Source organism: Rhodococcus sp. K11/5, from assembly GCF_055193735.1.
Genome location: NZ_JBUXET010000001.1, coordinates 1 through 21,612, shown reverse-complemented (window position 1 = coordinate 21,612; position 21,612 = coordinate 1). Strand labels below are relative to the sequence as shown.

At 67.1% G+C, this 21,612-nt stretch carries 24 protein-coding genes; 11 read left to right on the top strand and 13 right to left on the bottom strand.

All coding sequences use genetic code 11. From position 1 onward, the window contains the following. Window positions 1–32: 32 nt before the first annotated feature. Window positions 33–4,850, bottom strand: coding sequence for a MobF family relaxase (gene mobF / locus ACY466_RS20405; protein ID WP_463252460.1), 4,818 nt, complete (start codon window positions 4,848–4,850; stop codon window positions 33–35). Window positions 4,851–5,181: 331 nt separating this feature from the next. Here mobF and ACY466_RS20400 point away from each other — a divergent pair, with 331 nt between their 5' ends. Further along, a complete protein-coding gene (locus tag ACY466_RS20400; RefSeq protein WP_463252459.1) occupies window positions 5,182–5,550 on the top strand; it encodes a hypothetical protein in 369 nt (122 codons plus the stop codon). 17 nt (window positions 5,551–5,567) lie between these two features. Next, window positions 5,568–6,185, top strand: coding sequence for an HNH endonuclease (locus ACY466_RS20395; protein WP_463252458.1), 618 nt, complete (start codon window positions 5,568–5,570; stop codon window positions 6,183–6,185). A 13-nt stretch (window positions 6,186–6,198) separates the two neighbouring features. On the opposite strand, the gene ACY466_RS20390 is transcribed toward ACY466_RS20395, so the two are convergent. Further along, window positions 6,199–6,522 carry a hypothetical protein gene (locus ACY466_RS20390; protein ID WP_463252457.1) on the bottom strand — a complete coding sequence of 108 codons (324 nt, stop codon included), beginning with the start codon at window positions 6,520–6,522 and terminating at the stop codon, window positions 6,199–6,201. Between the two features lie 139 nt (window positions 6,523–6,661). Here ACY466_RS20390 and ACY466_RS20385 point away from each other — a divergent pair, with 139 nt between their 5' ends. The 6 genes from ACY466_RS20385 (at window position 6,662) to ACY466_RS20360 (ending at window position 10,043) form a co-directional block, all read left to right on the top strand. Then, complete coding sequence (locus ACY466_RS20385) at window positions 6,662–6,949, top strand: hypothetical protein (RefSeq protein WP_328810590.1); 288 nt, start codon at window positions 6,662–6,664, stop codon at window positions 6,947–6,949. Window positions 6,950–7,139: 190 nt separating this feature from the next. Then, window positions 7,140–7,514: a hypothetical protein gene (locus ACY466_RS20380; protein WP_463252456.1), complete on the top strand. Its 375-nt coding sequence runs from the start codon at window positions 7,140–7,142 to the stop codon at window positions 7,512–7,514. After that, complete coding sequence (locus tag ACY466_RS20375) at window positions 7,511–8,503, top strand: hypothetical protein (protein ID WP_463252455.1); 993 nt, start codon at window positions 7,511–7,513, stop codon at window positions 8,501–8,503. Before ACY466_RS20380 ends, ACY466_RS20375 begins: the two co-directional genes overlap by 4 nt. Window positions 8,504–8,745: 242 nt before the next feature. Continuing rightward, a complete protein-coding gene (locus ACY466_RS20370; RefSeq protein ID WP_463252454.1) occupies window positions 8,746–9,447 on the top strand; it encodes a hypothetical protein in 702 nt (233 codons plus the stop codon). Between the two features lie 93 nt (window positions 9,448–9,540). After that, window positions 9,541–9,783, top strand: coding sequence for a hypothetical protein (locus ACY466_RS20365; protein WP_463252453.1), 243 nt, complete (start codon window positions 9,541–9,543; stop codon window positions 9,781–9,783). Continuing rightward, entirely contained in the window at window positions 9,780–10,043 is a 264-nt protein-coding gene (locus tag ACY466_RS20360) for a hypothetical protein (RefSeq protein ID WP_463252452.1), read from the top strand. The genes ACY466_RS20365 and ACY466_RS20360 overlap by 4 nt, the downstream gene beginning before the upstream one ends. A 141-nt stretch (window positions 10,044–10,184) precedes the next feature. Here the strand turns inward: ACY466_RS20360 and ACY466_RS20355 are convergent, their stop codons facing one another. From ACY466_RS20355 to nrdH, 4 genes are all read right to left on the bottom strand, one after another. Then, window positions 10,185–10,610 (bottom strand): hypothetical protein, encoded by a 426-nt coding sequence (locus ACY466_RS20355; protein ID WP_463252451.1) that lies wholly within the window; start codon window positions 10,608–10,610, stop codon window positions 10,185–10,187. A 147-nt stretch (window positions 10,611–10,757) separates the two neighbouring features. Beyond that, window positions 10,758–11,345 carry a DnaB-like helicase N-terminal domain-containing protein gene (locus ACY466_RS20350; RefSeq protein ID WP_463252450.1) on the bottom strand — a complete coding sequence of 196 codons (588 nt, stop codon included), beginning with the start codon at window positions 11,343–11,345 and terminating at the stop codon, window positions 10,758–10,760. A gap of 12 nt (window positions 11,346–11,357) precedes the next feature. After that, window positions 11,358–11,507, bottom strand: coding sequence for a hypothetical protein (locus ACY466_RS20345; protein WP_463252449.1), 150 nt, complete (start codon window positions 11,505–11,507; stop codon window positions 11,358–11,360). 41 nt (window positions 11,508–11,548) lie between these two features. After that, window positions 11,549–11,791, bottom strand: a complete 243-nt coding sequence (gene nrdH, locus ACY466_RS20340; RefSeq protein WP_463252448.1) for a glutaredoxin-like protein NrdH — start codon at window positions 11,789–11,791, stop codon at window positions 11,549–11,551. Window positions 11,792–12,023: 232 nt separating this feature from the next. On the opposite strand from nrdH, the gene ACY466_RS20335 reads away from it, so the two are divergent. Further along, window positions 12,024–12,203: a hypothetical protein gene (locus tag ACY466_RS20335; protein ID WP_463252447.1), complete on the top strand. Its 180-nt coding sequence runs from the start codon at window positions 12,024–12,026 to the stop codon at window positions 12,201–12,203. Window positions 12,204–12,352: 149 nt separating this feature from the next. On the opposite strand, the gene ACY466_RS20330 is transcribed toward ACY466_RS20335, so the two are convergent. Both ACY466_RS20330 and ACY466_RS20325 read right to left on the bottom strand, forming a co-directional pair. After that, window positions 12,353–13,309 (bottom strand): DUF4192 family protein, encoded by a 957-nt coding sequence (locus tag ACY466_RS20330; RefSeq protein WP_463252446.1) that lies wholly within the window; start codon window positions 13,307–13,309, stop codon window positions 12,353–12,355. A gap of 36 nt (window positions 13,310–13,345) precedes the next feature. Then, a complete protein-coding gene (locus tag ACY466_RS20325; protein WP_463252445.1) occupies window positions 13,346–13,486 on the bottom strand; it encodes a hypothetical protein in 141 nt (46 codons plus the stop codon). A 471-nt stretch (window positions 13,487–13,957) separates the two neighbouring features. On the opposite strand from ACY466_RS20325, the gene ACY466_RS20320 reads away from it, so the two are divergent. Then, window positions 13,958–15,148 (top strand): hypothetical protein, encoded by a 1,191-nt coding sequence (locus ACY466_RS20320; protein WP_463252444.1) that lies wholly within the window; start codon window positions 13,958–13,960, stop codon window positions 15,146–15,148. A 28-nt stretch (window positions 15,149–15,176) separates the two neighbouring features. On the opposite strand, the gene ACY466_RS20315 is transcribed toward ACY466_RS20320, so the two are convergent. After that, the gene (locus tag ACY466_RS20315; RefSeq protein ID WP_463252443.1) at window positions 15,177–16,364 is read right to left on the bottom strand and encodes a hypothetical protein; all 1,188 of its coding nucleotides are present in this window, start codon (window positions 16,362–16,364) and stop codon (window positions 15,177–15,179) included. A 122-nt stretch (window positions 16,365–16,486) separates the two neighbouring features. On the opposite strand from ACY466_RS20315, the gene ACY466_RS20310 reads away from it, so the two are divergent. Continuing rightward, on the top strand, window positions 16,487–17,554 hold the full coding sequence (locus ACY466_RS20310) for a DNA cytosine methyltransferase (protein WP_222633354.1): 1,068 nt from the start codon (window positions 16,487–16,489) through the stop codon (window positions 17,552–17,554). 129 nt (window positions 17,555–17,683) lie between these two features. Here the strand turns inward: ACY466_RS20310 and ACY466_RS20305 are convergent, their stop codons facing one another. From ACY466_RS20305 to ACY466_RS20290, 4 genes are all read right to left on the bottom strand, one after another. Beyond that, window positions 17,684–18,439 carry a YfbU family protein gene (locus ACY466_RS20305; RefSeq protein ID WP_463252442.1) on the bottom strand — a complete coding sequence of 252 codons (756 nt, stop codon included), beginning with the start codon at window positions 18,437–18,439 and terminating at the stop codon, window positions 17,684–17,686. A 30-nt stretch (window positions 18,440–18,469) separates the two neighbouring features. Then, window positions 18,470–19,282, bottom strand: coding sequence for a DUF5677 domain-containing protein (locus ACY466_RS20300; protein WP_463252441.1), 813 nt, complete (start codon window positions 19,280–19,282; stop codon window positions 18,470–18,472). Next, on the bottom strand, window positions 19,272–19,853 hold the full coding sequence (locus tag ACY466_RS20295; protein WP_463252440.1) for a recombinase family protein: 582 nt from the start codon (window positions 19,851–19,853) through the stop codon (window positions 19,272–19,274). The genes ACY466_RS20300 and ACY466_RS20295 overlap by 11 nt, the downstream gene beginning before the upstream one ends. Window positions 19,854–20,421: 568 nt before the next feature. Next, the gene (locus ACY466_RS20290; RefSeq protein ID WP_463252439.1) at window positions 20,422–21,213 is read right to left on the bottom strand and encodes a ParA family protein; all 792 of its coding nucleotides are present in this window, start codon (window positions 21,211–21,213) and stop codon (window positions 20,422–20,424) included. Window positions 21,214–21,612 lie beyond the last annotated feature (399 nt).

Here is a 21,612-nt window from a genome sequence, read left to right as displayed (position 1 = left end):
GCTCCCGACAGTCCAGGGGGTCTCGACGGTCGCTACAGGCCCGGTCCGACGTCGCGGCTCCTGTCGGTGTCGAGGCCGGTCGTGCGGTCCCGCAGGTGTTGTTCGGTCTCCTGCTTGCGGGCGGTGACGGTCCGCGCTCGGTCCTCGGCGGCCCGGTCGGCCGGCGACAGGGCGTTGCGGCGGTCGAGCTCGTCCCGGTAGGTCTGCTGGGTGCGTTCACTGCGCGCGGCGGCTGCGCCGCTGACGGGCGTGCGGGCGACGGCGGCGACGCGGAGACGGCGTTGAAGTTCGGCGGTGGGTATCTGTTCGACCGCGGCACCCGTCGTCCGAGCGGTGACGGCCGTGGCCTTGCGGTGCTGGGTTCGCAGTGTGTTCTCGACACTCACCTCGTCGGGTGAGAGTGCGCTGCGGCGCTGCCGTTCCGCAGTGATCGCAGCCGAGCGCGAACGGAGACGGTCTCGTTCTGCGCCGGCCGCGGTGAGGGTGTCGTCGGCGGTGGTGGCGGCACGCTGATCCGCTGCCCGCGCCGCGGTGAGGGTGGCGTCGTGATCTTCCTCGGCGCGGTGAGCATCGGCGACGACCCGGTCCCACGTCTGACGCGGCGGTGCGGCGTCGAGGGCGGCGTCGGCGGCCGCGGCGGCGGACCGGGCACGATCGGACCACAGCGCGGTCTCTGCCGTGGCGGTGGCAAGGCGGTCCTGATCGACGGTGCGTCGACCGAAGCGGCCCACCTGCGGCTCCCGTGCAGCGCGTTCGTTCTCTCGGGCTGCCGCGAGGCGGGTCTGAGCCCGCTCGGCCCTGGCTTGCGCATCGACAGCGGCCTGGACGGCCTTCGCCGCCGCCGTGGTCTGCGCGATGTCGTCGCGTGCGGCTGCGACGGCCTTTCCTCCCAGTGCGGCGGTCTTGGCGGCGGTGGCGAGGCGGACGTCGCGGTCCAGTGCGGCCAGTCGCGTGCGGGTCTGCGCGGCGGCGGCGTCGAGTCGGTCGTCGTCCAGCGCGCGGATCGGGTTGCGTCGCATCTGCTCGGCAACTGCGGCGACGTCGGTGTCTGCGTGCGCGGGTGTGCTCACCAGCTCGGGTCGCTCACCGAGGGTGGACCGCGGCGCCGCGGCGGCCGGATCGGTCGCGGCCCCCTGTTGTTCGCGGCCGTCGGTCAGGCCGAGGTAGGTGCGCAGCTCATCGGTGTAGGCGGTGAGATCCTGGTCGGTTCCGGTGACGGTTTCTGCGACGTCGGTGACGACTGCGCGGATCGCGTCGCGTTCGGCGTCGTCGAAGCGGGTCAGGGGCAGATCGAGGGTGTCGGGGTCGGCGCCCAGTGCGGTGTCGACGACACGGCGGGCGAGGTCGGCCCATTCTCGGTCGGTGAGCGCGGCCGCGACGCGCTCGGGAACGGCGCGGCGCACCGCGGTGAGGGCGTCGGCGTCGACGAGTGCGTGCATCGCGTTCCGGTACGCCTGCTGCTGCGGGTGGGTGTAGTCGAGGTCGGTCACCCACAGGGTGTCCGAGCCGCGGGGGTCGACGATCGCGGCGACGGTGTTCTCGGCGAACGCGCGCAGTTCGGTGTCGGCGCCGGGGTGCTCGGGCGGCAGCACCGGCAGCGTCGACCCGTTCTCGGGTACCTCGACGGTCTTGAGGCGGGCGAGGATCGCGACGGGGACGTTGTGGGCGGTGTGCAGGTCGGGGTCACCGAGCAGGTCGATCACCACGGTGCGGTCGGCGCCGCGCGCGAGGACGTCGCGGACACCGGCCACGGCGGCGTCCCACCCGCGCTGCGCCGTCGCGGTGGTGTGGATCGCGGCCGGGAGCACCGTGTCCAACATGTGGCGGGCGTGGGCGTCGCCGAGTTTCGCGGCGGCGGTGTCGTAGTACTCGCGGAACCGGTGCGGGTCCGATGCGCGGGCCAACCCGGCGCGTAGGTGCTCCACGGCGGCACGTTCTTCGCCGTCGCGCGCGAGGATGCCGGCGAACACCGTCGTCGGTGTCGCTTCCGGCCCCGGGGCGTGGTCGAGGTCGGGCTCGGCGAGGGTGTCGGTGACGAGGTAGGCGTAGTTGCCGGTCTTGCCTCGGGTCATCGCCACGTAGGCGGCCTGCCTGTCCACGGCGTCGGAGAGCAGGGCGCGGCCGACGTCGACGGTGAGTCCTTGGGCGCGGTGGATGGTGTGGGCGTAGCCGAGCTCGGTGTGCCCGGCGACGTACCAGGTGGGCAGGACGGTGTGCGCGCCGTGTCGGTTGCCGGTGACGGCGAGGCTGCCGTCCTCCCCGACGCCGGTGACGGTCCACAGGTCACCGTTCTGCACCGAGAAGCGTGCGCCGTTCACCCCGACTGCGCGCAGCTCCGCGCGGTTGCGGCGGCTGACGATCGTGTCGCCGACGTAGGCGCGAGCGGTGTCCGACAGCGCCGCCGACGGCCCGCGGCCGGTGCCGGTGTCGGCGTGGTGGATCGCTTGGGCGGCGACGTTGAGGTGGTGCACCTGGTCGTTGGTGGGGGCGAGCATCACCGACGACAACCCGCTTCGGGTGTCGGCGAGGTGGTCGTTGAGCAGGCGCACCAGCAGCTCGTCGTCCGTGCCGCCGACCATGCGGCCGCGGGCGCGGTAGAACTCGAGCGCGGCACCTTCACCCGCGCGGACACCGAGCGAGGCGGCGGCCTCTGCCGGGTCGCGGAAGCGCACCACCTCCACCAGCTCCGGTGCGTCGGTCTCGCGGGCGAGCATCCCCAATGCGCCGCCGGCGTCGACGGCGCCGAGCTGTGCGGAGTCGCCGATCATGCGCACCACCGCGCCGTGTTCGGCGGCCAGGGCCACGAGCTGGTCGAGGTCGCGGGTCGAGGCCATGCCCGCTTCGTCGACGAGGATCAGGGTGCCGCGGTCGATACCGGTGTCGGTGCCCACGGCGTGCCGATGCAGCACGGAGGCGATGGTGCGGCCGGGCACCCCGACGTCCTCGCCGAGCACCGTCGCGGCGGCGGCGGACGGTCCCAGCGCGAGGACGGTGCGGCCTTGTTCGTGCCAGGCGTCGACGAGCAGTTTCATCGACGCGGTCTTGCCGGTGCCGGCCGGGCCGATGCCCACCGACACCAGAGTTTCCGCGGTCGCGAGGCGGCGTGCCATCTCGAGCTGTCCGTCGTTGAACACGAACTCGCCGCCCGTGCGGGCGGATTCGAGTGCTTCGCGGCGGGCGCGGGCACCGTCGAACGCGTCCGCCGAGACGGTGAACACCGTCTGGGTGTGGGCGGCGTCGATGAGGCGCTGTTCGGCGTCGAGGACCGCCGCGCAGGAGTAGCGGGATGCGCCGTGGTCGGTGAACACCGACTCCCCCGACGCGCGCGTCAGCGCGGACGGGAGGTCGTCGAGGGTGATGTCGAGCAGCAGTGAGTCGCGGTGCAGGGCCGCGTGGGTGACCTGTTCGACGGCGCGGCGGCCCTGCGCCGGGTCGGCGAACCGGATGCGGGAGAGTTCGTCCTCGACGACGGTGCGCACGTTCGCCTCCGTCCACGTCGACCGGGCGGTGGACACGCGGTCGATGACGCGCTCCGCCCACTGCTGCGCGTCGACGTCGGTGACCACGTCGAACGTGGCGGTCGGCGATTGCACCGAGGCGAGGAGTGCGTCCACCCCGCCGTCGATGCCGCGCTCGGCGAGGAAGGTCTCGGCGCGCTCGCGCCACTGACCGCGCATCACCGACAGCGACACCGGTGGCGCTTTGCCCGACCGGGTGTCGAGCGTCGCCTGCTGCACGAGTCGGATCTGCTGCGCCTTCGACGGGGTGCGTCCGTGCTCGGCGCGGTACTGCTCGGTGAGCTCGCGCGCGCGGTCCATGATCGCGTCGCGGCGCGAGAACTCCGACAACAGTTCCTGATCGAACCCGACGATCTCGCGCACCGGACGCTTGCCGTCGGCGCGGGCGCGGTCCTCGAACTGCACCCCGGCGTAGCGGGCGGTCTTGTCCGCGACGAGAGAGTTGTAGCGGGCCGCCGCGGCGACCGCGGCGCGGTGCAGTGGACGCGCATCGAGGGCGCGCCACTTGCCGTCGGCGGTGGTACGGACCTTGTTCGACACCGCGCAGTGCGTATGCAGGTTCGGATCCCCCGTGCGGTTGTCGTAGTGCACGAACTGGGCGATGACCAACCCGTCCGTCTCGACCTGCTCGGTCGATCCCTTACCGCGGCGGGTGAACCCGGCCTCGGCCTGGATCCACTCCAACGTCTCGTTCACCGCTTCGGTGTGGGCACGCTCGACCGCTTCCTTGGCGGCGGCGTCGCCGAGTCCCCACAGGGCGCTGATCGACTTCTGCGGGGTGAACACCAGGTCGTATCCCGCGACGGGGTGACGCACCTTCGACTCCTGGGCGCGGATGAACTCCGTGAGCTCCTTCGGCAAACCGCCCCGTCCGTGCGCGTCGCGGAAGAACGACTGCGCGACGTCCAGGCGGACACGCTGACGCTCCCCCGCCGACAACGCCTTACCGGCGTCCTTCGCCGCGGCGGCCGTCGCGTCCTTGACGGCGCCGAGGTAGGGCACCTTGTTCTCGAAGCTGGGGAACGGACGACCGAGCTGCTGCGCGGCGGCGGTGCGGTCGACGTTCTCCCCCGACACTGCGGCGCGGGCGATGTTCGCCTCCGCGTCCGGGTGCAACCCTTCACCGAACAGTGCCTTCATCTGCGTCTCGGACACCACACCGTCGACACCGAGTGCGGCCGCGCCGCGGCCGGCCCACAGTCCGGGAGGGGCGCCCTCGGCGGCGTAGTAGTCGGCGATGTTCTGCCCGCGCGTGACGGTGTGATCGCACGCCGCGACCTGCTTCGTGAGGTAGGTGTATCCGTCGCCCGCGTGCAGGCGGTGCAGCGTCATCACCGCACACCACCGCCCCTGACACCCATATTTAGTGCCCCCGCCGGGCGTCCTGCCGTGGCGCTAACTGGCCGCTCAGCGGCCCATTCAGGGCGCGTCAGACCCCCCTTGTGGGGGTCGAGCGACCGGAGATACACAGTCCGATAGTGCCGCAGGCGCTCTGCAAGAGCAAATGGTGTGTGCGTTACGGGTCGGGCGAGGAACGAGTTGGTTGGTGACGACGAAGGAGGAATGCGGGTCGATGGGTGTGCAGCGGAGCGGAACGGCGATCCGGGGTCGGGTTGTGTTAGGAATCGGCGGGCACGTGGCGATTGCAGCTAGGGTGACCGGCATGGCGTCCACCTCGGCCCGCGTCGCGGCGCGCACCCGCGCACGCGACGCACAGCGCAAAGTCCTCGCCGCCCGCGCCGAACGCGACAAGGCGAACATGGACTCGCTCACCGAGTTCTTCACCGCAGCCGAAGAGATCGAGGCTGCCCGCCGCCGCCAGGCCGGCGCCCTCGCCGCGATCCGTCAGCGGGAGGGAACGCTCACCGCGGCCGCCGCGCTGGCCGGCCTCACCCTCGGCGAAGCGCGCACGCTGCTCGCCGTGCTCACCGCGCCGGACCCGGCGCCCGACGACGACGCCGCGGCGACGTCGACCACGAATCCCGTCTTGCACACCGCCGACGCTTCCGACTCGTCCAAGTCGGCGGTCTAGCACCACTGCGGGTGCAAATGCCTCCCCCCTCTCCGGCGTTGCACGACCCGGTGCCCGGTCAACTCGCCCTACCCGGTCTGCCACCGGTCGACGGTCAACTCGTTCTGCCCGGCTTCGCCGGTGTCGCTGCGCCGCCGGCGCGCAGCTCTCACCGCGGTACCCCGCTGGCCGCTCCCCCGTCGGCGGCGACGATCGAGCGGTTCCGCTCCAAAGTGGTCGTCACTCCGGGGTGCCACTTCTTCGTCGGGGCGGTGTCCAACCCCGACGGGTACGGGCGCATCAACTTCCTCGACGGCGGCGTCCAGCGCACCATCGGTGCGCACCGGTTCGCGCTGATCCTCGTGCACGGCGACCTCGGACCCGACGTCGTCGGGGAACACGAGTGCAACGAGACGTTGTGCGTGCGCGTCGGAGACGGGCACCTCAAGCTCGGCACGCAAGCGGGCAACCTCGCCTACGCCGTCGCCACCGGCCGGCACCTCGGACCCACCCCCGCCTACGCCGATCCGCGCGGGCGTTACGGTCGCGCGCTCGCCATCCGCGACGCACTCGCACACGGGTACGACGCGGAGCGGCTACACGCCGCCCTCATCGGGACCGACGCGAACACCATCGCCGCACCGACACTGTTCTGATGTCGCTGGACGCTCACCCCTCGCGACGGGTGCGCGTAACCCGGACCCCCGCCAGAGCGAGGGCCGTTGCGACGACGGCACCCGTTGCCGCACCGATCAGCGGAAAGCTCCACCACGGCAACCACAGCTGGGTCCACCAGTTCGATGCGTCGCGGAAGAACGGGTTCAATTCGATGAAGCTCGGGCCGGTTGCCCCCTCTTCCAACTCGGCCACCGAGCCCTCGTAGACGACAGAGTCGTTCCGGTTCGTGGCGTAGAACGTCACTCCTAAGGCGCCGAGTAGTACCGCTCCGACGACCGCACCGGACAGCGTCGCCCAACCGATCAGTGTTCTCACATCCGCAACACACTCACGCCCGCCGTGTCGGCGCGCGAACCTGATTGTCGGACCCGTCGGGTAGGAACCGGGGCACACACCTCGTGCGCCGCACCGACAGACCAGCGGTGCACTCCCCGTCGTCGTTGGGAGACCGCTCGTGCTCACCCCGTTCGCCATCGCCGGCGCAGGACTGCTGATCCTCGCCGTGCGTCACGTCGCCGTCCACGGCCGCGGCCGGTGGGCCACCGCCGCCGGATGGTCGGTCATCCTCGGCAGCATCGCCGCCAGCGTCACGATCGCCGTCGCCACGATCGCGTTCCTGGCCACGTTCTTCGCAGCGTTCGGTCTCGTACTGATGGTGTTGGCGTTCATGATCCCGCTCGCCTACCTCGGCGGGTCGGTGGGCAACGGCAGCCGTGGGGTCTACCCGCGCCGCTACTACTGACTCCCGAACATGCGCGCGGCGCGGCCGTGCACATGTCGGGGCCATGATTTAGAGTCGTCCGTGTTCGACCGTCGATGAGGGTCACGGTCGAGCGTCCATCACCACCGGCACCACCACCGCACGACAGCTCCACCAGTCGTGTGTGTTCGGTTGCGTATGCCGGTCGACGCTCCCATCTCGAAAGGCCCTCATGTCTGCCATCACCACGCTCGACAAGTCCGCTGTCCTCGCCCGCGCACGCGAGGCGATCGACACCCGCACCCGGTTCGTCGAGACGCTGTTCGACGCCGCCACCGACGCCGCCGCCGCGCACTCCGCGGTCGCCGACGCACGCGACGCCGCCGCGACCGCGGACACCGCGTTCGAAAAGGCGTACCGCGACGCGCTCGCCGCCGGATGGACCGCCGCCGAACTCAAGGCCGCCGGCCTCCCCACCCCGGCCGCGCCACGCCGGTCCGGTCGCCGCAGCACCCCCCGCCGCACCAAGGCGTCGACCCCGGTGTCGGCACCGGTGGACACCGCACCGAGCGACGGCGCGGCCGTCGACGAGCAGGCGACCGCATGACCGCCGCGACCACGGCGGTCGAGGCGACGGTGTGGCGACGCACCCCTGCTGGGGAACCCGGCCGCACACCGTTGGCGCACGGGGTGTTCGTCGACGACGCCGGCGCCCACGACTTCGTCCGCCACCAGGTGCAGACGCTCCCCGACCGTGGGGTCGACGACGTGATGATCCAACTCGTCACCGTCAACGGTGACGGTCGGGCACGACCGACCCGCAACATCGTCGGGTCCACCGAATCGGTGCTCGCGGATCTCGACCATCTCGACCAGGCGGCGCACGCGATCTCCTCCGTCCTCACCCGCATCGCGCAGACCCGCAGCGTGGACGTCGCCGCGGTGCTGGAGCACGCGGCCGCGTCGGCGGCGGCGAACGTCGGCGGCACCGACACGTTGTTGGCGGCGTCGCCGCAGTCCGAGTCGGCGCAGCACGTCGCCGCACTGGCGGCGTTCGGAACCGACCCGCAGTTGCCGTTGGCGAAGCGGACGGCCCCGGTGGTGCTCTACCTCGAGACCCGCGACCAACAGCTCTCCGACTACGGGTTCCAGGAACTGTGGCACCGAGACCGCACCACCATCCAGGCAGCGATGCGCCCCGCCGATCAACCTTCCTCGGCGGTGACAGAGCTGGGCGCGGAGCTGGTCGCCGTCGACCGGTTGTACGCCGCGGATACCGACGCCTACCTCGCCGCGTGGACCGTTGCGGCGACGGAGAAGGCGCGGCGGATGGGCCTGCGGGAGTCGGTGCCGGTGGTGGTGTCGACGGAGGAGACGGAGTTCTTCGACGACGGGGATCTCGAACCGATCTACGACCACGCGTTCGCCCTCACACCGCTGCCCGGGTGCGGGTACATCCCGGAGACGTTCCCGCACCGGTCGCCGGACGGCGGTGTCGACGTCGAGGCGTTCATCGCCGCAGAACATGCCGCCCGCCGCGGCTACCGCGACCGTCTAGCCGCCACGCCGGGACGCCGTGACGCCGTGACGCCGTGACGCCGTGACGCCGTGACGCCGTGACGCCGTGACGCCGTGAGAAGCCTGCGCCGCTAACTCTTGCCCGGCCTGACAAGCGCGACTGCGACCTCCCTCGCTTTCGCCGATAGGACGGGATGGGTCGGTGGGCCGGGTGTGCCGTTGTCGAACCGTGGGGTTTGATAGTGCGAGGTGCGACTGCGGCGAGAGGCGTTCGGTTGATGAGCAGCGAAACGAAGTCCCGTGCCGTATCGACCTTGAACGTGCCCGGGTACATCTTGGCCGCGCTGTCGTCGTTCGCCGTGGTGGTCGCGGCGTTGGGGCCGTGGGTGACGACGATCTTTGTCTCGGCCGCGGGGACGAACACTCCGGACGGCAAGGTGGTGCTCGGGTTGGGCGGTACTGCACTGCTGTTGGTGTTCCTGCGCGCTGTCATCGCGTCCAGGACGGTGATGGTGCTCGCGGCGTTGTGCGGCGCCGTAGGCGTCACGATTGGAATTGTCGACATCGTCGCGTTCAACCAACGGCTGACCGAGCAGACCGACACGGACACCGACACCATCGTCCCCCTTCAGATCGGGTGGGGTCTGTGGCTGACACCTATTGCCTCTGCCGCCCTCGCGCTGGCCTCCGTCATCGTGGCTGTCACTACGCGGCGCACCACTGCCCGCGCACCCCGCAGCCGGCAGACGCCTCGTTCCGCACCCGCACCCGCACCCGCACCCGCACCCGCACCCGCACCCGCACCGACGAGCACATCACCCACTCCTGTTGCTCCTTCCGTTACGCCGGGTCCTGCCGCTCCGCCGACGACGCGGTCCGCTGCGTCGGCCATCGAACCTCACCGGGTGCCGCCGCGGAGGAGTCGTCCTGATCGGACGGTGATGTACGGGGTGCTCACGGTGTCCATGCTCGTGGTGGCGGTCGGACTCATGATTGCGGTAGTCGTCATCGGTCTGAGCTGACCCGGCGGCACTGACCCATGGTGGGACTCCTGCAGCCAGATCCGGATCAATTGGAGGGTGGTGAATGCTGCCGCGTCTGGTTCAATGCTGCTCGTGACCGATGATGCTGGACGTGACACGAATTTCGCCCCCGTCGTGGGTGCTGAGGTCACAGTCGACGTGTCCGGGCTCGACCACCCGGAAGCCGGTCGCATAGTCGACGACTTCGGAGATGAACTGCTCGATGCCGCCGGTACGGGTCGTGACTGGGCGCCTGCTCGCCGGTGGGCGATAGCGCTGACTTCGGGGCGGTTGGTGTTCGCCGATACCGGAGATCTCGCACCCGTCCGGCCGTGACCGCGTGGGCCGTTCTGGTCACCGGGGCGGTGCTGTTCTATGCAGCCGCTGCAACCCTGCTGAGCATCAATCTGTTTCTTCGTCACCGGGTGGCATCTGACCGCTCCGCATCCGACGACGCCGGCCCGAGACAGTCCGAGCACACCCGGGTCAGAGAATTCTCACCCGACCGTCACTACGACACACGAGACCGTCTTGATGTAGCCATCATCTGTGTGGTGTTGGCGACCGTGTTCGCGGCGGCAGCCGCCGGGCTGTAGGTATATCCGACCGCCTACCGGAGACGAGTTGTACGGTCCGAACGGCCGCCCGCAGCTACGTGCGAACTGGGTGGTGCGTTTTTCCGGGCCGGGCAAGGCCCAGGAGCTGACTTTCGAGCCGTCCTGCCGGAGACCGTCAGCTCATTCCGAAGCCGACACGAATCCTTTGCTCGCCACGTCGACAGCGGACTTCGTCACCGGGTCGCGACCAGCAACGACCATTGAGTAGAACGGGCTGCCCGGTGTCAGCTCGGCGGTCGCCGGGAAGGAGCAGTGACCGGAACCGTCGAGGTAACCCGCACCGAGGGTGGTGGCCCCGGCCGTGGTGCCGGCGGCGTCGGTGAACGACACGAACGCGTTTGCCTGTAGATCGGTAAACGGGAATTTGGTGGTGCAGCTACTGCCCTGTGGGTTTGTGAACCGGGCGTCGACCTGGACGAGGACACGCGCGTTGAGTGTGGGCGGGGGTGCCGACGTCGTGGTGCTGGGCGCCGCAACGGGCGTGCCGCCGCTTGCGCCACATCCGGCGGCGAACATCAAGGCGCAAATGACAAGTGCGACACGCATGGCGTGATGTTATGGGACCAGACGGTATGAGAAGGGCCTTTGAGTCGCGTCAGTGCGCGAATCAGATGGTTCTAGCAGGTCGAGCAATGCCGGTCGATTCGGCGGTGAGACACCGATCCGGACCCACAGCCGAGACGTCGTCGCCGTTCATGCGTGACTTCCCCCGGCCCGGAAGACGTTGAGCCGCTTCCACGCTGCCCGCTGGGCGGTGCCGAGCTGCACCATGTAGTCGAACAGCTCGTCCTCGGGGCCTTGTTCGGCGGCCTGGACGATCCGCTGCCCGGTGATGTGAAAGCTGCGCCGGTAGGACTGGGAGAGCACGATGTCGGCGTAGTGGACGGCGGCGGAGGATCCGGTGGTGTCGGCGGTGACGACGTCCGCCAGTGCTCGGCGCAGCGGCGCGTCCTTCTGCCCTCCCCCGGCACGGTGCAGGACAGCCGCGACGGAGGCGGGATCGTGCGGTTGTCCGGTGGTGACGAGATCGGCGATGACGGTGAACAGTTCCGCGTACGCGGGCTCACTGAAGTCGGCCGGCACCAGGGCGTCGGTGACACGCCTGGCGGCGGCGGTGTCGACGGACCACATGAGCGCGCAGAGGGTCAACGATTCCGGGTCGGTCCGCGGGTCGAGGCCGGCGTCGGTGTCGACGCCGGGGTCTGCGACGTCGGGTGCGAGGTCGAGGACCGGGTCGCTCGGGTTCTGCTCGGGTTCGGGGACTGCCCGTAGTGCGCTCATGACGTCCTGGCCTTACCGGGCGTCGATGGAATCGAAGGCCGGCTGGGCGGTCCAGGGGCCGGGGATGACGACGGCACTGGTGATTTCGGCGGCGAGGTCCGCTTCGATCTGGGCGGCGATGAAGTCGTGGTCGGGCTGGTAGTCGAACGCGAGGTGCGCCATGACGGGGTCTCCTTCGGTCGGTGGTGGGTTGCGGTGCGCGGTCAGGCGGCGGACGCGGCGACGAGCTCGGCGAGGCGGTCGTCCCGGTAGCCGCTCCAGTGGGTGTCGGCGTCGACGACGACGACGGGCGCGGCGAGGTAGCCGAGAGCCATCACGTAGTCGCGGGCTTCGGTGTCGGCGCTGATGTCGACGGCGGTGTAGTCGAGGCCGGCCTTGTCGAGCGCCCGGAACGTCGCCCGGCACTGCTGGCAGTGGGGCGTGGTGTAGACGGTGATTCCGGACATGGCTCACGCCTTTCGACTATTCGGTGGAGTGGTTTCATTCTATTTCGCAACCGGGTTTATTTCAACCGCTGTACGGTATTTGTTCGGTAACGATGAACCGGGCTTTTCTATTGCGCTGCAACCGATATGACAATGTTCGGGAATATCATTCGATCCCGTTTCGACGGGTCCTTGAATTACGCTTTTCTCGTCACGTGCGGGTTTGTTCGCGGCGAGAGTCTAGGATCGCGGTATGACGTATTCGCGTGTGGAATCGGATTTGGTGGCGATGGCGTTGAATCGGAGCGCACCGTCGGATCTGGCGGTCGAAGCAATGGTGTCGGGGGTGCCGGCCCTGGAGACGCTGACCCGTGCCGCTGCCCCGGGCGCTGTGGATGTGGTGTGGGTGCCGGAGGACATGCCCGACCTGTGATCGCGGTGGCCGGCCCCGGTTGGTAGCGACAGGTTCGCTCGGTGGTGGGTGCGTCGAGGTCGGTGTGAGGGCTCGATGCCCGATCGCCGGCTACCCCCGCCGGTGGCCGGGCGTCCCCCGCTCGCTGCGGGAGCCGCCCGGCCCGTGTCTCATTCCCGGTCGGGTGCCCCGGGGAGGTGTGCCCCGGTGGTGGCGCGGACCGTCTCGGCGTCGACGTCGAGGGTTCGGATCTCGTCGGGGTTCATGGCGGCGTCTTGTGCCTGACGGAGTAGGCGGAGCATGTGCGGGGTGGCGATGCCTGCGCTGGTCGCTTCGTCTTCTGCCGCGTCGTAGGCGATGTTGGCGGCCGCTCCGTCTCCGGCGCGGTGGCAGAGCCACCCGGCGATGCTGAGGGCCTGGACGCGGGCCTCTGCGCGGGTGTGGCGGGCGATGGTGGCCATGACGGTGTGCGCGGATGTGCTGCCGTAGAGCGGGAGCCGGAACATCGCGTCGCGGACGGGCAGTGCGGTGATGACGACGGCGGTGCGGGCGATGAGGCCACTGTCGGGCAGCTCGTCGGCGTAGACGACTGCGGCCAGGTCTTCGAGTACCTGCGCGGCGTCGGCGTGCTCGGCCGGGTGCACCTGCGTGGCGTGGGCGTAGCGGTTGCCGATCGCGGTGCGGCTGCCCTCGATGGCCGTTCCGGCTTCGACGGTGCTGGCGGCCAGTTCGGACGCGATGGGGTCGACGTCGAACGTGTCGAGGGTGTCGAGGTCCTGGGCGGTGGCCGGTCCGGCGAGGGTGGGGACCCAGTAGGTGCCGATCACGTCGACGGCGGTGGCGAGGATTCCGGCGATGACCAGGTTCTCGACGGCGGCCGCTTTCTTGCCGGGTCGGTCTGCGATGGTGACGAGGACGACCGACTCGACGCCGTGGCGACGCAGGACGTCGTTCATCTTGTGTGCCTGGGTGACGACGTCGACGCGGTCGAACCGGGCGGCGAAGGTGAGGATCTCGCCGGTGAACGCGAGCACGACGATGGACTCGGTGGGGACGTGCCGCAGGGCGGCGGGGATGGCGGCGATGACCTGGGCTGCGCTGGTGAGGGTGATGCGGGGTTGCGTCATGAGGTGAACCTTTCGAGTGGTGTGGCTGGGGGACGGTCAGGATCGGAGTGCGCGGCGTGCGCTGCGGCGGTCGTAGCGGGCGCTGGCTCGTTTGACGGTGCGGCGGATCTTGGGTGCGCCGCGGCTGTGGACGAGGATGTCGATCTCGTCTGCGGTGGACGGGTGCTGTGCGCGCATGACTGGTGCTTCCTTCCGGGACTCGTGTGGCTCGGCCTAAGTCCCTCACCACGTTCTTTCGCCGTCATCTGGCGTGGCGCAGAGGAGGCGGCGCACGGGAACGGCGTCCTGCACCCGATACGAAAAGTTCTCAGCCGAAGGCGTTCTGAGAAGTTTTCGGACCCCGCAGGGGCCGGAGCGCAGCGGAGGTCGGGTGTTGGTAAGACGGGCACGGGTGACGCAGCATCGGAGTAGCCAGATGTGTCGAAAGAACGAATGCTCTTTTCGCGGTGCGTAGCGCAGCGGAGCTCCGCTAGGCGGACGCCCGCAGGGTGGCCCACGCCCGGCCGCGCCCGGCCGGCCCGCCACCGAGAACCGCCGGTCACTCCCCCGAGCTGCCACCTCCCACCCGGACACGCCGGTGGCCGGCTGTGCAGGAGCGACGGAGATCGACCACCTCAAGCAAGTCGCGGCAGCTCCAGCCCATCTCGCGTGGACCTACATGCACTCGCCGATCCGCCGACTACGATTCACTCCCGTTCACCAACGGGTGAACTGACAACGACGGAGTGCGAAACATTGAATGTGTACGGCGCGAACGTCGTCGAAAAGAGCTACTCGGCGAAGTACGACACGGGTTGGACCTTGAGGTACCGAAACCCGGACCTGTTGAGCCCGACCGTCGCCGCGAAGTTGAGCAGACAGCGAAAGGCGTTGGCAGCGGACCCGTCTGTCGAGTGGCCTACCGACAACTCCAAGGACCTCGAGGCGATGATCCTCATGCCGATGCCGATCGGGGTGTTCGCCGGCGCACTTATCTGGTCTTTGTCTCGCACCGCCACCGTGGGTGTGATCGTCGGTGTTGTCGTGTGTCTTGGTCTGTGGATCCTTTTCACAGTCGGCGCGGTCAAGGGGCATCTCGGGGAGATGCCTGTGCGACAAGCCGCACGGGCGGAGCTGAAAGCCCGGACCTTCAACTCTGCGGAGGGTTTCGAGCTTCGCGGATCCATTGTCGAGGTGCCGATCCCGAATCCAACCATCGGCCGGCTAGGGAAGAAGTTCGAACCTGTCAGGGCGGCGACGAAGGAGGCGCCGCCGCATCGCAGGGTCGACCCGTTGGAGTTGCTCGAACGCCTTGCAGCGGAGGCCCATCAACTCTCACGTGACATCGAGGCGGCCGACTCGTGGCGCGATCCCCAGCTACTTGCAGCTCATCACGTCCAGTTCGACCCGGCTGCGGAAGAACAGGAGATTCTCGATCACATCGCGGGCCTGCACCGTGCGTTCGTCAAGTTGGGCGACAATCCACGCGGCTCGACCGCGGGGGCAGTGATTGCGTCATCGGCCTACACCAGAGCTGTGGCGCCGCTGGAGAGTGTGCTCGACACCGTGATCGCGCGCGTGACAGCCCTGCACCGGTACGACCAGGATCTCAGGCTGCTCGATATCGAACTGGGGCATGCTCGCGTGGCCACGCGTGCGTTGGAGTTGGACGAGGACACTGCCGAGTTGTTCGCGAGCGCGGTGGGGAACGAATTCGCAATACGTCATCTGGATTCGCTCAGTGAACACACCCGTGTGGTGAGCGCCGCGATCAACGAGCTGGTGAAGTCGTTGAACGGCGATCTTCGGACTCTGTCCGCTTTCTCCGGATCGAAGGACCCATCGTCTAGGCGCCACTGATGCCGTCCCGCCGGGCTAGATCGGCCGGTCACTGGATGGCTTCACCCAGACTTTTTGCCCACTCCGAGGTGATGCGTTGCATTGGCGATAAACGGTCCGGGAAGTCCTTGTGCCTCGTCAGCGTCGCAGTCTTGTGGTAGCGAAACTGCCACTGCCCGGTCGGTGAGTACACACAAGCAGCCACTACATCGAACTGATCCGCGCGGTAGTAGCGGCTTGCCGGGTCGTTCTGGGAAGCCCTGGTTTTCTGCACTTCGACCTTCATGTCGCCGTTGGCGTACTTCGTCGGACTGGCGTTTTTGCACTCCACTCTCCAGCTGACGCCGCCGACCATCGCGACGTCAAAATCGTGCAACGCATCTTGATCGAGCCTGGTCGCTTGCACAACCTGCGGATTAGCGTCGAGCGCGCGTTGGAGGTGGTGCTCGGCAACTCCCCCGCGCACGGCCACCTGCAACCTGTTGCGCGTGGCAATGATGTGCAGTATTTCGGCGCTGGTGAGGTCGAACTCCGACTCCAACGCGTGGAGACCCTCGACGGTGGTGTCTCCCGCGGCGGCGGCTGCCAGCTTCGCAGCATTGAACCTCAAAGCGTGATCCAGACCGAGGTCGGTGGCGCGTCGTTCGAAGCGGGCGAAGTCGAGCAGTCGATCGGGGGTGAAGGCGATCATCGTTTCGAGACCGGAGGGGCCGCGGGGTACGTCGCGTTTGCGGCCGGGCTTGTTCTCCTTCTCCCAGACATGCCAACCGCTTCCGGCGGCGGCCTTCATCTCCGCTGCCTTCGCGTAGAAGGAGATGCCCATCGGAAGCGGGTCGTATAGAGACGGTTGTAGACCGATAAGTACGCCCGCACCGAGATCGACACCGACCACCAGGGTGATGTCGACACCGGCGATATCCGTGCCGAGGGGGTGGTCGACCTTCCAGGTGTCTTCACCCCCGTAGCGGATCTGACCACGCACCTCGTCAGCTGGCCGGTTGACGGTCGCTTTCCTGGTCATCCGGAAGGGGTAGATCAGTAACCCGAGTCGATCCCCTCGACTGTCTTGAACGCCGAGATACACAGGTGTCCTCGCCGGGGCGCTGGCATACAGAACGCGCCCGCCGGCAGCTTCGACCGCCGCCACGAGGAACCGATGGATGTCTTTTTTGCCCAAGACGGAGTACACCCGGGCGTAGGACCGGCCGGCGAAGTCCGCCGCTGTCGGTTCGGTCATCGCTGTCCTCCCCACCCCGCTCACGTGATGCTCCACTCGGCTGTCGGCGGTTTGCGAACAAGTGCGCCACACCGCCACCACCTGCTCACACTGCTGCTCGTCGGCATGGGAAGCTTACGGGTATGGCAAGTACCCACGGCGTCGCGATCTCGCTGTTCTCCGGCGCGGGCGGTCTCGACCTGGGCGCCGAACAGGCCGGCTTCGATGTCCGTGCGGCAGTCGAACGCGATCGTGACGCCGCGCTCACCATGGAGAAGAACTTCCCGAAGCTCGCCTCCCCTGTGATCCAGAAGGACATCCTCGACACCAGCACCACAGAGATCATGCAGGCGGCGGGACTCGCACGCGGACAGCGGCCGGATGTGTTGATCGGTGGACCGCCGTGCACCCCGTTCTCCAAAAGTGGGTTCTGGCTGGAGTGGAAGCGCTCGGGGCTCGACCCCGACGCGACGCTGCTCCAGGAGTACACGCGGGTGTTGCGGGAGTCGAAGCCTCGCGCGTTCGTGCTCGAGAACGTTTACGCCCTGACCTACAACAACAAGGCCAGCAGACCCGCGCTCGAACGGCTTCTTCGCGAGATCGACGAAGCCGGCTACGACCACCGCATGGAAGTACTCAACGCCGCCGACTACGGCGTACCGCAGGCGCGGCCACGCCTGTTCATCATCGGCGTACCTAAAGGCAAACCACTTCCGCCACACCCTCTCCCGACGCACGGTGGCCGGTGGGAGCGCCGCGCGAGCGGGAATGCCGCCACTGGTTACGTCACCGCCGGCGATGCCCTCGCCGGACTGATCAGCGACCCGGAACCCGAGGAGACTGTCGGAGGCCAGTACGGCGCTCTGCTCGCCGACATCCCGCCCGGCGGCAACTATCTGCATTACACGGCAGAGAAAGGCCATCCGGACCCTCGGTTCGAGTGGCGCAGCAGGTACTGGTCGTTCCTGCTCAAACTTTCACCCGATAAGCCCTCTCCCACCATCCAGGCCCAACCCGGACCGAATGTCGGGCCGTTCCACTGGGACAATCGTCGACTTCGTACCAGTGAGGTCAAGCGGTTGTTCACCTATCCGGACGAGTTCGAACTTGTCGGCAGCCGCGCGAGCGTGCAGGCACAGCTCGGCAACTCGGTACCGCCCCTACTGGCACGTCGCGTCCTCGAGTCGGTCCGCACACACATGCGCAGATAGCGCCGACACGCCGCGATGATTGTGGCGTAGGTAGGCGTGTGGTCGGTCTTGTAGGTGGGTGTGGTCGGTCTTTCGAGGGGCAGTTCACTCCGGTCGGTCCGCGCCGTGCTCGGAGGCGCTGTGGGTGGTTCAGGCTGTTGCAATACGGCGAATTTCGTCGAGGGTGAGGAGCCCCTTGCTTCGGCCGGCGCGCAGAGCAGCCTGGTATATCGGCCGGAACACATCGAGCATGGTGATGTACCGCGGGAGCTGGCGGGAGTGGGAGTTACCTCGGTCTCCGACTTCTTGGATGCGCTCAGCGACATCGGTCCATCGCTCGGTTCTGATCAGGAACTCCAGGTACCCGAGCATCGGACCCTCGATGGGATCGGCAAGATCGAACCCACTGAATCTCGTGCGATCGATGAATGCTTCCAGTCGATCGATATCGTCTTCGTCCAACTCGTTACAGCTGACTTTCAGGACGCGGAACATGTCGAGAATGTCCCAGACCAGGCGGTTCTGTGAAACATCCATCTCGTCTCGGAGGTCACCGAACACCGTGGGGTACTCGGCTGTCCAGCCGTTCTGCAGGATCTCCGCGTTCCGCTGGTACATCTCGATCACGTCGGGATCGGTCGCCGTCACCGCTAGAAGTAGCGCGTTCTGCGACAGCAGAAGCCGGTCCGTGGGGGACAGCGAGGTCGGCGCATCTCCTTCACGCCAGTGCGCTGCTCGTCCGAGTGCTTGATCGATGAGGCGCCGAACGAGTTCGCTTACACCGAGACCGGATGATGCTGCTGTGGTGTCGAGTTCCGTTCGCGTTTGAGCGTCGAGCCTGATCGTGATCGTTGGCATGGCACTTCCATTCGTAGTGTCGTAAGCGTCGTACAGTAGTACGAACACTGTAACACTCTGGTAGCTACGCCTCCCTTGTCATGCTTGACGTGTCTGCTTCCGTGCTGACGCCCTCGACCAGGCGGCTGCAGACGGCTTGAGTTCGGGTTCGATGCCGAGTTCGCGGCCGATGGCACGGAGGATTGACCTCCTCGTCCGGTGAGGATCGCAGTAGTTGGCTGCCATCTGTGCCCAGACAACCGATGCCGACGCGAGAAAAATCCAGGCGTCCCCAATGTCGTTCGCGCGTGCACCGATGCGAAGGATGCCGTCCACGGACTCTAGATATCGGTCTGCGACGAGGACCGAGGGATGCGTCAAGCTGCTGGCGACGCGGTAGTAGATGTAGGCGTCGACGCCGCCGACCTCCAGGTCGAGGCATCGCTGCTTGAAGGCACGGGCCTGGGCCTCAGAACTTGTCGTCAGCTTCGGCACAATCTGCCGACGGATAACATCGACCGACTCGCGGAACGTCCGACCTCGCGCATGGGGCAGATCTTTTGCCAACGCTTCGCGGCTTCTGGCGTCCTCGTTGATGAATGCCATTGCCGCATCGGGCAGTTGAGCAATCCACTGCCCGGTGATGGCCGACTCGTACATCGCTCTCACCAGGGGCATCACGGTAAGGCCGCTCGATCCGCCGCGCACGAGTGCAGCGACAGCGATTCCTAGCTCTGTGACATGAGAAGCGAGTGCCATGACGAGCGGTGCGGTCAACAGTCTGTTTGTGTCGCGGGGTGAGATGAATTCCCGGCCCGATCCGGCCAGAAAGTCCTGCCAACCCGCACAAAGCTGGTCGATGATCTCGAGCAGCCTATCGGCCGCGGGGGGTTCGTAGTCGTCAGCGGTCATGCTGGATTCCGCGCACCGATGATCGCTGAAAGTGTCGATAAAGAGTGCGTCTGCTGACGCCGAGGACTTCTGCGATATCACCGACGGTGCTGCCTGCGTGCCGCATTCGCGTGGCCTCCCGCTTCTTGGAGGGCGTGAGCGCCGGTGGGCGGCCTCCGACCTTGCCTCGCTCGCGAGCGGCGGCGAGGCCGGCGTGGGTTCGTTCGCGCAGAAGTTGTCGTTCGAAGGAAGCGAGGGCGCCGAATATGTGGAAAATCAGCTCACCGTTGGCGGTGGTGGTGTCGATCTGCTCCGTGACCGAGGCGAACAGCACTCCCCTGGCCCGCAGACTGGTGACGAGTTCGATCAGGTGCGGGAGGTTGCGGCCGAGTCGGTCGAGCCTCCAGACGCACAAGGTGTCGCCGGGTAGCAGTGTGGCGAGGAGTTCGGTCAGCGCCGGGCGTGCGGTTGTTGATCCGCTGGCGGTGTCCGTGAAGATGCGTTCGCAGCCGTAGGCGGTGAGTGCGTCGCTCTGGAGTGCGGGGGTCTGTTCGGTGGTCGAGACCCTGGCGTACCCGTATTTGTGTCCCACAGCGACGAACCCTGCCACAACCCACCGACATGTAAAGTTTTGACACGAATCGGTTGGCATACGTTTCTGGCACCCTGTTGCGGCTGGTAGTCCTCCACCGGCAGTCAGCCCCGTGGCCCGGTGCCACAATCGTTCGTTTATGTCACCTGAACCGACACGCGACATCCCAACCGGATCCTTGAGCTTCGGCGGATGCAGCAGAGCTAGCACAGCTAGCCTTGCTACTGAGCTGCAGGAGGTGGGTCGACGTTCATCCGATCCATGAGCTCGCGCAAGGCCTGATCAGTTAGAGAGGCGAGGGTGATCGAGCGGTCCCCGGTTCTATATCTGATTTGATCGACGCCACTCATCAGCCGACGCCTCGTGCTGGGCCGTATCCGAACATTGTGCTGCTCTGTCAGGCGTTCCGACTGCCAGTCGTGGACGATTGCAGCGTCAGATGCCCCTTCTGTCGTGTCCGCAGCCGGTGGTGGTGTGGCCGCCTTCTCCGACGCCACTACGGGGCGCGGACGTTCAGGCAGATTTTCCGCCGGATGCGCTCGCCTGATTGCTGGTTCCCTCTTCACATTCACACCGCTGCTCCCGTCTTTTCAAAGGTCAACTCTTGGAGCAGGTCCGAGTACGCGACACGTAGTGCCGTCGCCTTACCACCCGTGAAGAGGTGAATAGGCGTGCGGCTGCTATGCGCGTCCTGCCTTGCTGCCAGCTCGGGAATACCGGTTCGAGCCACCACGTCGCCGTAGGTATCGCGCAGTTCATTCTCGCGAAAAATATGCTCGCCGGTGCGCCGCTTGCGGGACAGCACGATCTTGTCTAGTTCCAGTCGAGGGTTGGGCCGTTTTTTCACATTCTGGATGGTCTCGCGAAGATTCTCGACACCATCCACACTGTCGATGGTTGGCTCTGTGACCGCGATGACCCCGTCGCAGGCGCACAAGACAGCGAACAGAATCTTCCCCAAAGACGGAGGGCAGTCGAAGAGCACGGCACTGTATGGAGAGAGGTCGACTCCCTCGAAGGCGACGTCAAGTCTGAAAATCAAGTCGTTGGCACCGTCAGACTCGATGTTGGCAAGTGTCTGGTGCGCCGGTATTAGGTCGACCTTGTCCCACTCAGTTGCCACGATTGCGTCCGCCGCTCGTCCCTCCGCCATGGCAGTCATGAGGTCGTAAGTGGTGCGCATTTCAGAGTCGACTGACACACCAAGGCCCTTGGTGGCGTTGCACTGGGGATCCATATCCACTACGAGGGTGTGTCGGCCCGCGTCTGCGAGCGCACTCGCCAGGCCGAGGGTGGTCGCTGTCTTACCTACTCCCCCCTTCTGATTACAGATGGCGATCTTTCTGGGCTGAGCACTCATCGTGGGACCAACCTTCCATTCATCTCGGGTGTACCGATGCCGCTGCGGCGTACCTGGGCACCTTTGGATTGTCGGCCGACATAGCTATGACGAATGCTCCCTAGGTGGTGCGACATTCTCAGCGGTGGTAGCGGCGGCTGGCGCTACGGCCGCTTCTACCAGCCTTGCTACGAAAGCTTTGCTAGCGCGTTTATCGCATGTAGCGAACCTTACTACACTTGCAACGCTAGTTAGCGTTGATACGCGGAACACCTTAGCTTGTGTTGCAAGCGTTGGTTGTCTAGCAACGATAGCTAACACACCTACGCTAGCTCTGCTAGCACGGACAGCTACCACACCTGAATGCACGGTAGTTGGTCAATTGACTTAACCATCAACATCAACAGGTACTGAGCGGCC

Coding starts and splice junctions, on each gene's coding strand:
- mobF (WP_463252460.1), bottom strand. CDS start 4,850: ATGACGCTGCACCGCCTGCACGCGGGCGACGGATACACCTACCTCACG.
- ACY466_RS20400 (WP_463252459.1), top strand. CDS start 5,182: ATGGCGTCCACCTCGGCCCGCGTCGCGGCGCGCACCCGCGCACGCGAC.
- ACY466_RS20395 (WP_463252458.1), top strand. CDS start 5,568: ATGCCTCCCCCCTCTCCGGCGTTGCACGACCCGGTGCCCGGTCAACTC.
- ACY466_RS20380 (WP_463252456.1), top strand. CDS start 7,140: ATGTCTGCCATCACCACGCTCGACAAGTCCGCTGTCCTCGCCCGCGCA.
- ACY466_RS20375 (WP_463252455.1), top strand. CDS start 7,511: ATGACCGCCGCGACCACGGCGGTCGAGGCGACGGTGTGGCGACGCACC.
- ACY466_RS20355 (WP_463252451.1), bottom strand. CDS start 10,610: ATGCGTGTCGCACTTGTCATTTGCGCCTTGATGTTCGCCGCCGGATGT.
- ACY466_RS20350 (WP_463252450.1), bottom strand. CDS start 11,345: ATGAGCGCACTACGGGCAGTCCCCGAACCCGAGCAGAACCCGAGCGAC.
- ACY466_RS20345 (WP_463252449.1), bottom strand. CDS start 11,507: ATGGCGCACCTCGCGTTCGACTACCAGCCCGACCACGACTTCATCGCC.
- nrdH (WP_463252448.1), bottom strand. CDS start 11,791: ATGTCCGGAATCACCGTCTACACCACGCCCCACTGCCAGCAGTGCCGG.
- ACY466_RS20335 (WP_463252447.1), top strand. CDS start 12,024: ATGACGTATTCGCGTGTGGAATCGGATTTGGTGGCGATGGCGTTGAAT.
- ACY466_RS20330 (WP_463252446.1), bottom strand. CDS start 13,309: ATGACGCAACCCCGCATCACCCTCACCAGCGCAGCCCAGGTCATCGCC.
- ACY466_RS20325 (WP_463252445.1), bottom strand. CDS start 13,486: ATGCGCGCACAGCACCCGTCCACCGCAGACGAGATCGACATCCTCGTC.
- ACY466_RS20315 (WP_463252443.1), bottom strand. CDS start 16,364: ATGACCGAACCGACAGCGGCGGACTTCGCCGGCCGGTCCTACGCCCGG.
- ACY466_RS20310 (WP_222633354.1), top strand. CDS start 16,487: ATGGCAAGTACCCACGGCGTCGCGATCTCGCTGTTCTCCGGCGCGGGC.
- ACY466_RS20300 (WP_463252441.1), bottom strand. CDS start 19,282: ATGACCGCTGACGACTACGAACCCCCCGCGGCCGATAGGCTGCTCGAG.
- ACY466_RS20290 (WP_463252439.1), bottom strand. CDS start 21,213: ATGAGTGCTCAGCCCAGAAAGATCGCCATCTGTAATCAGAAGGGGGGA.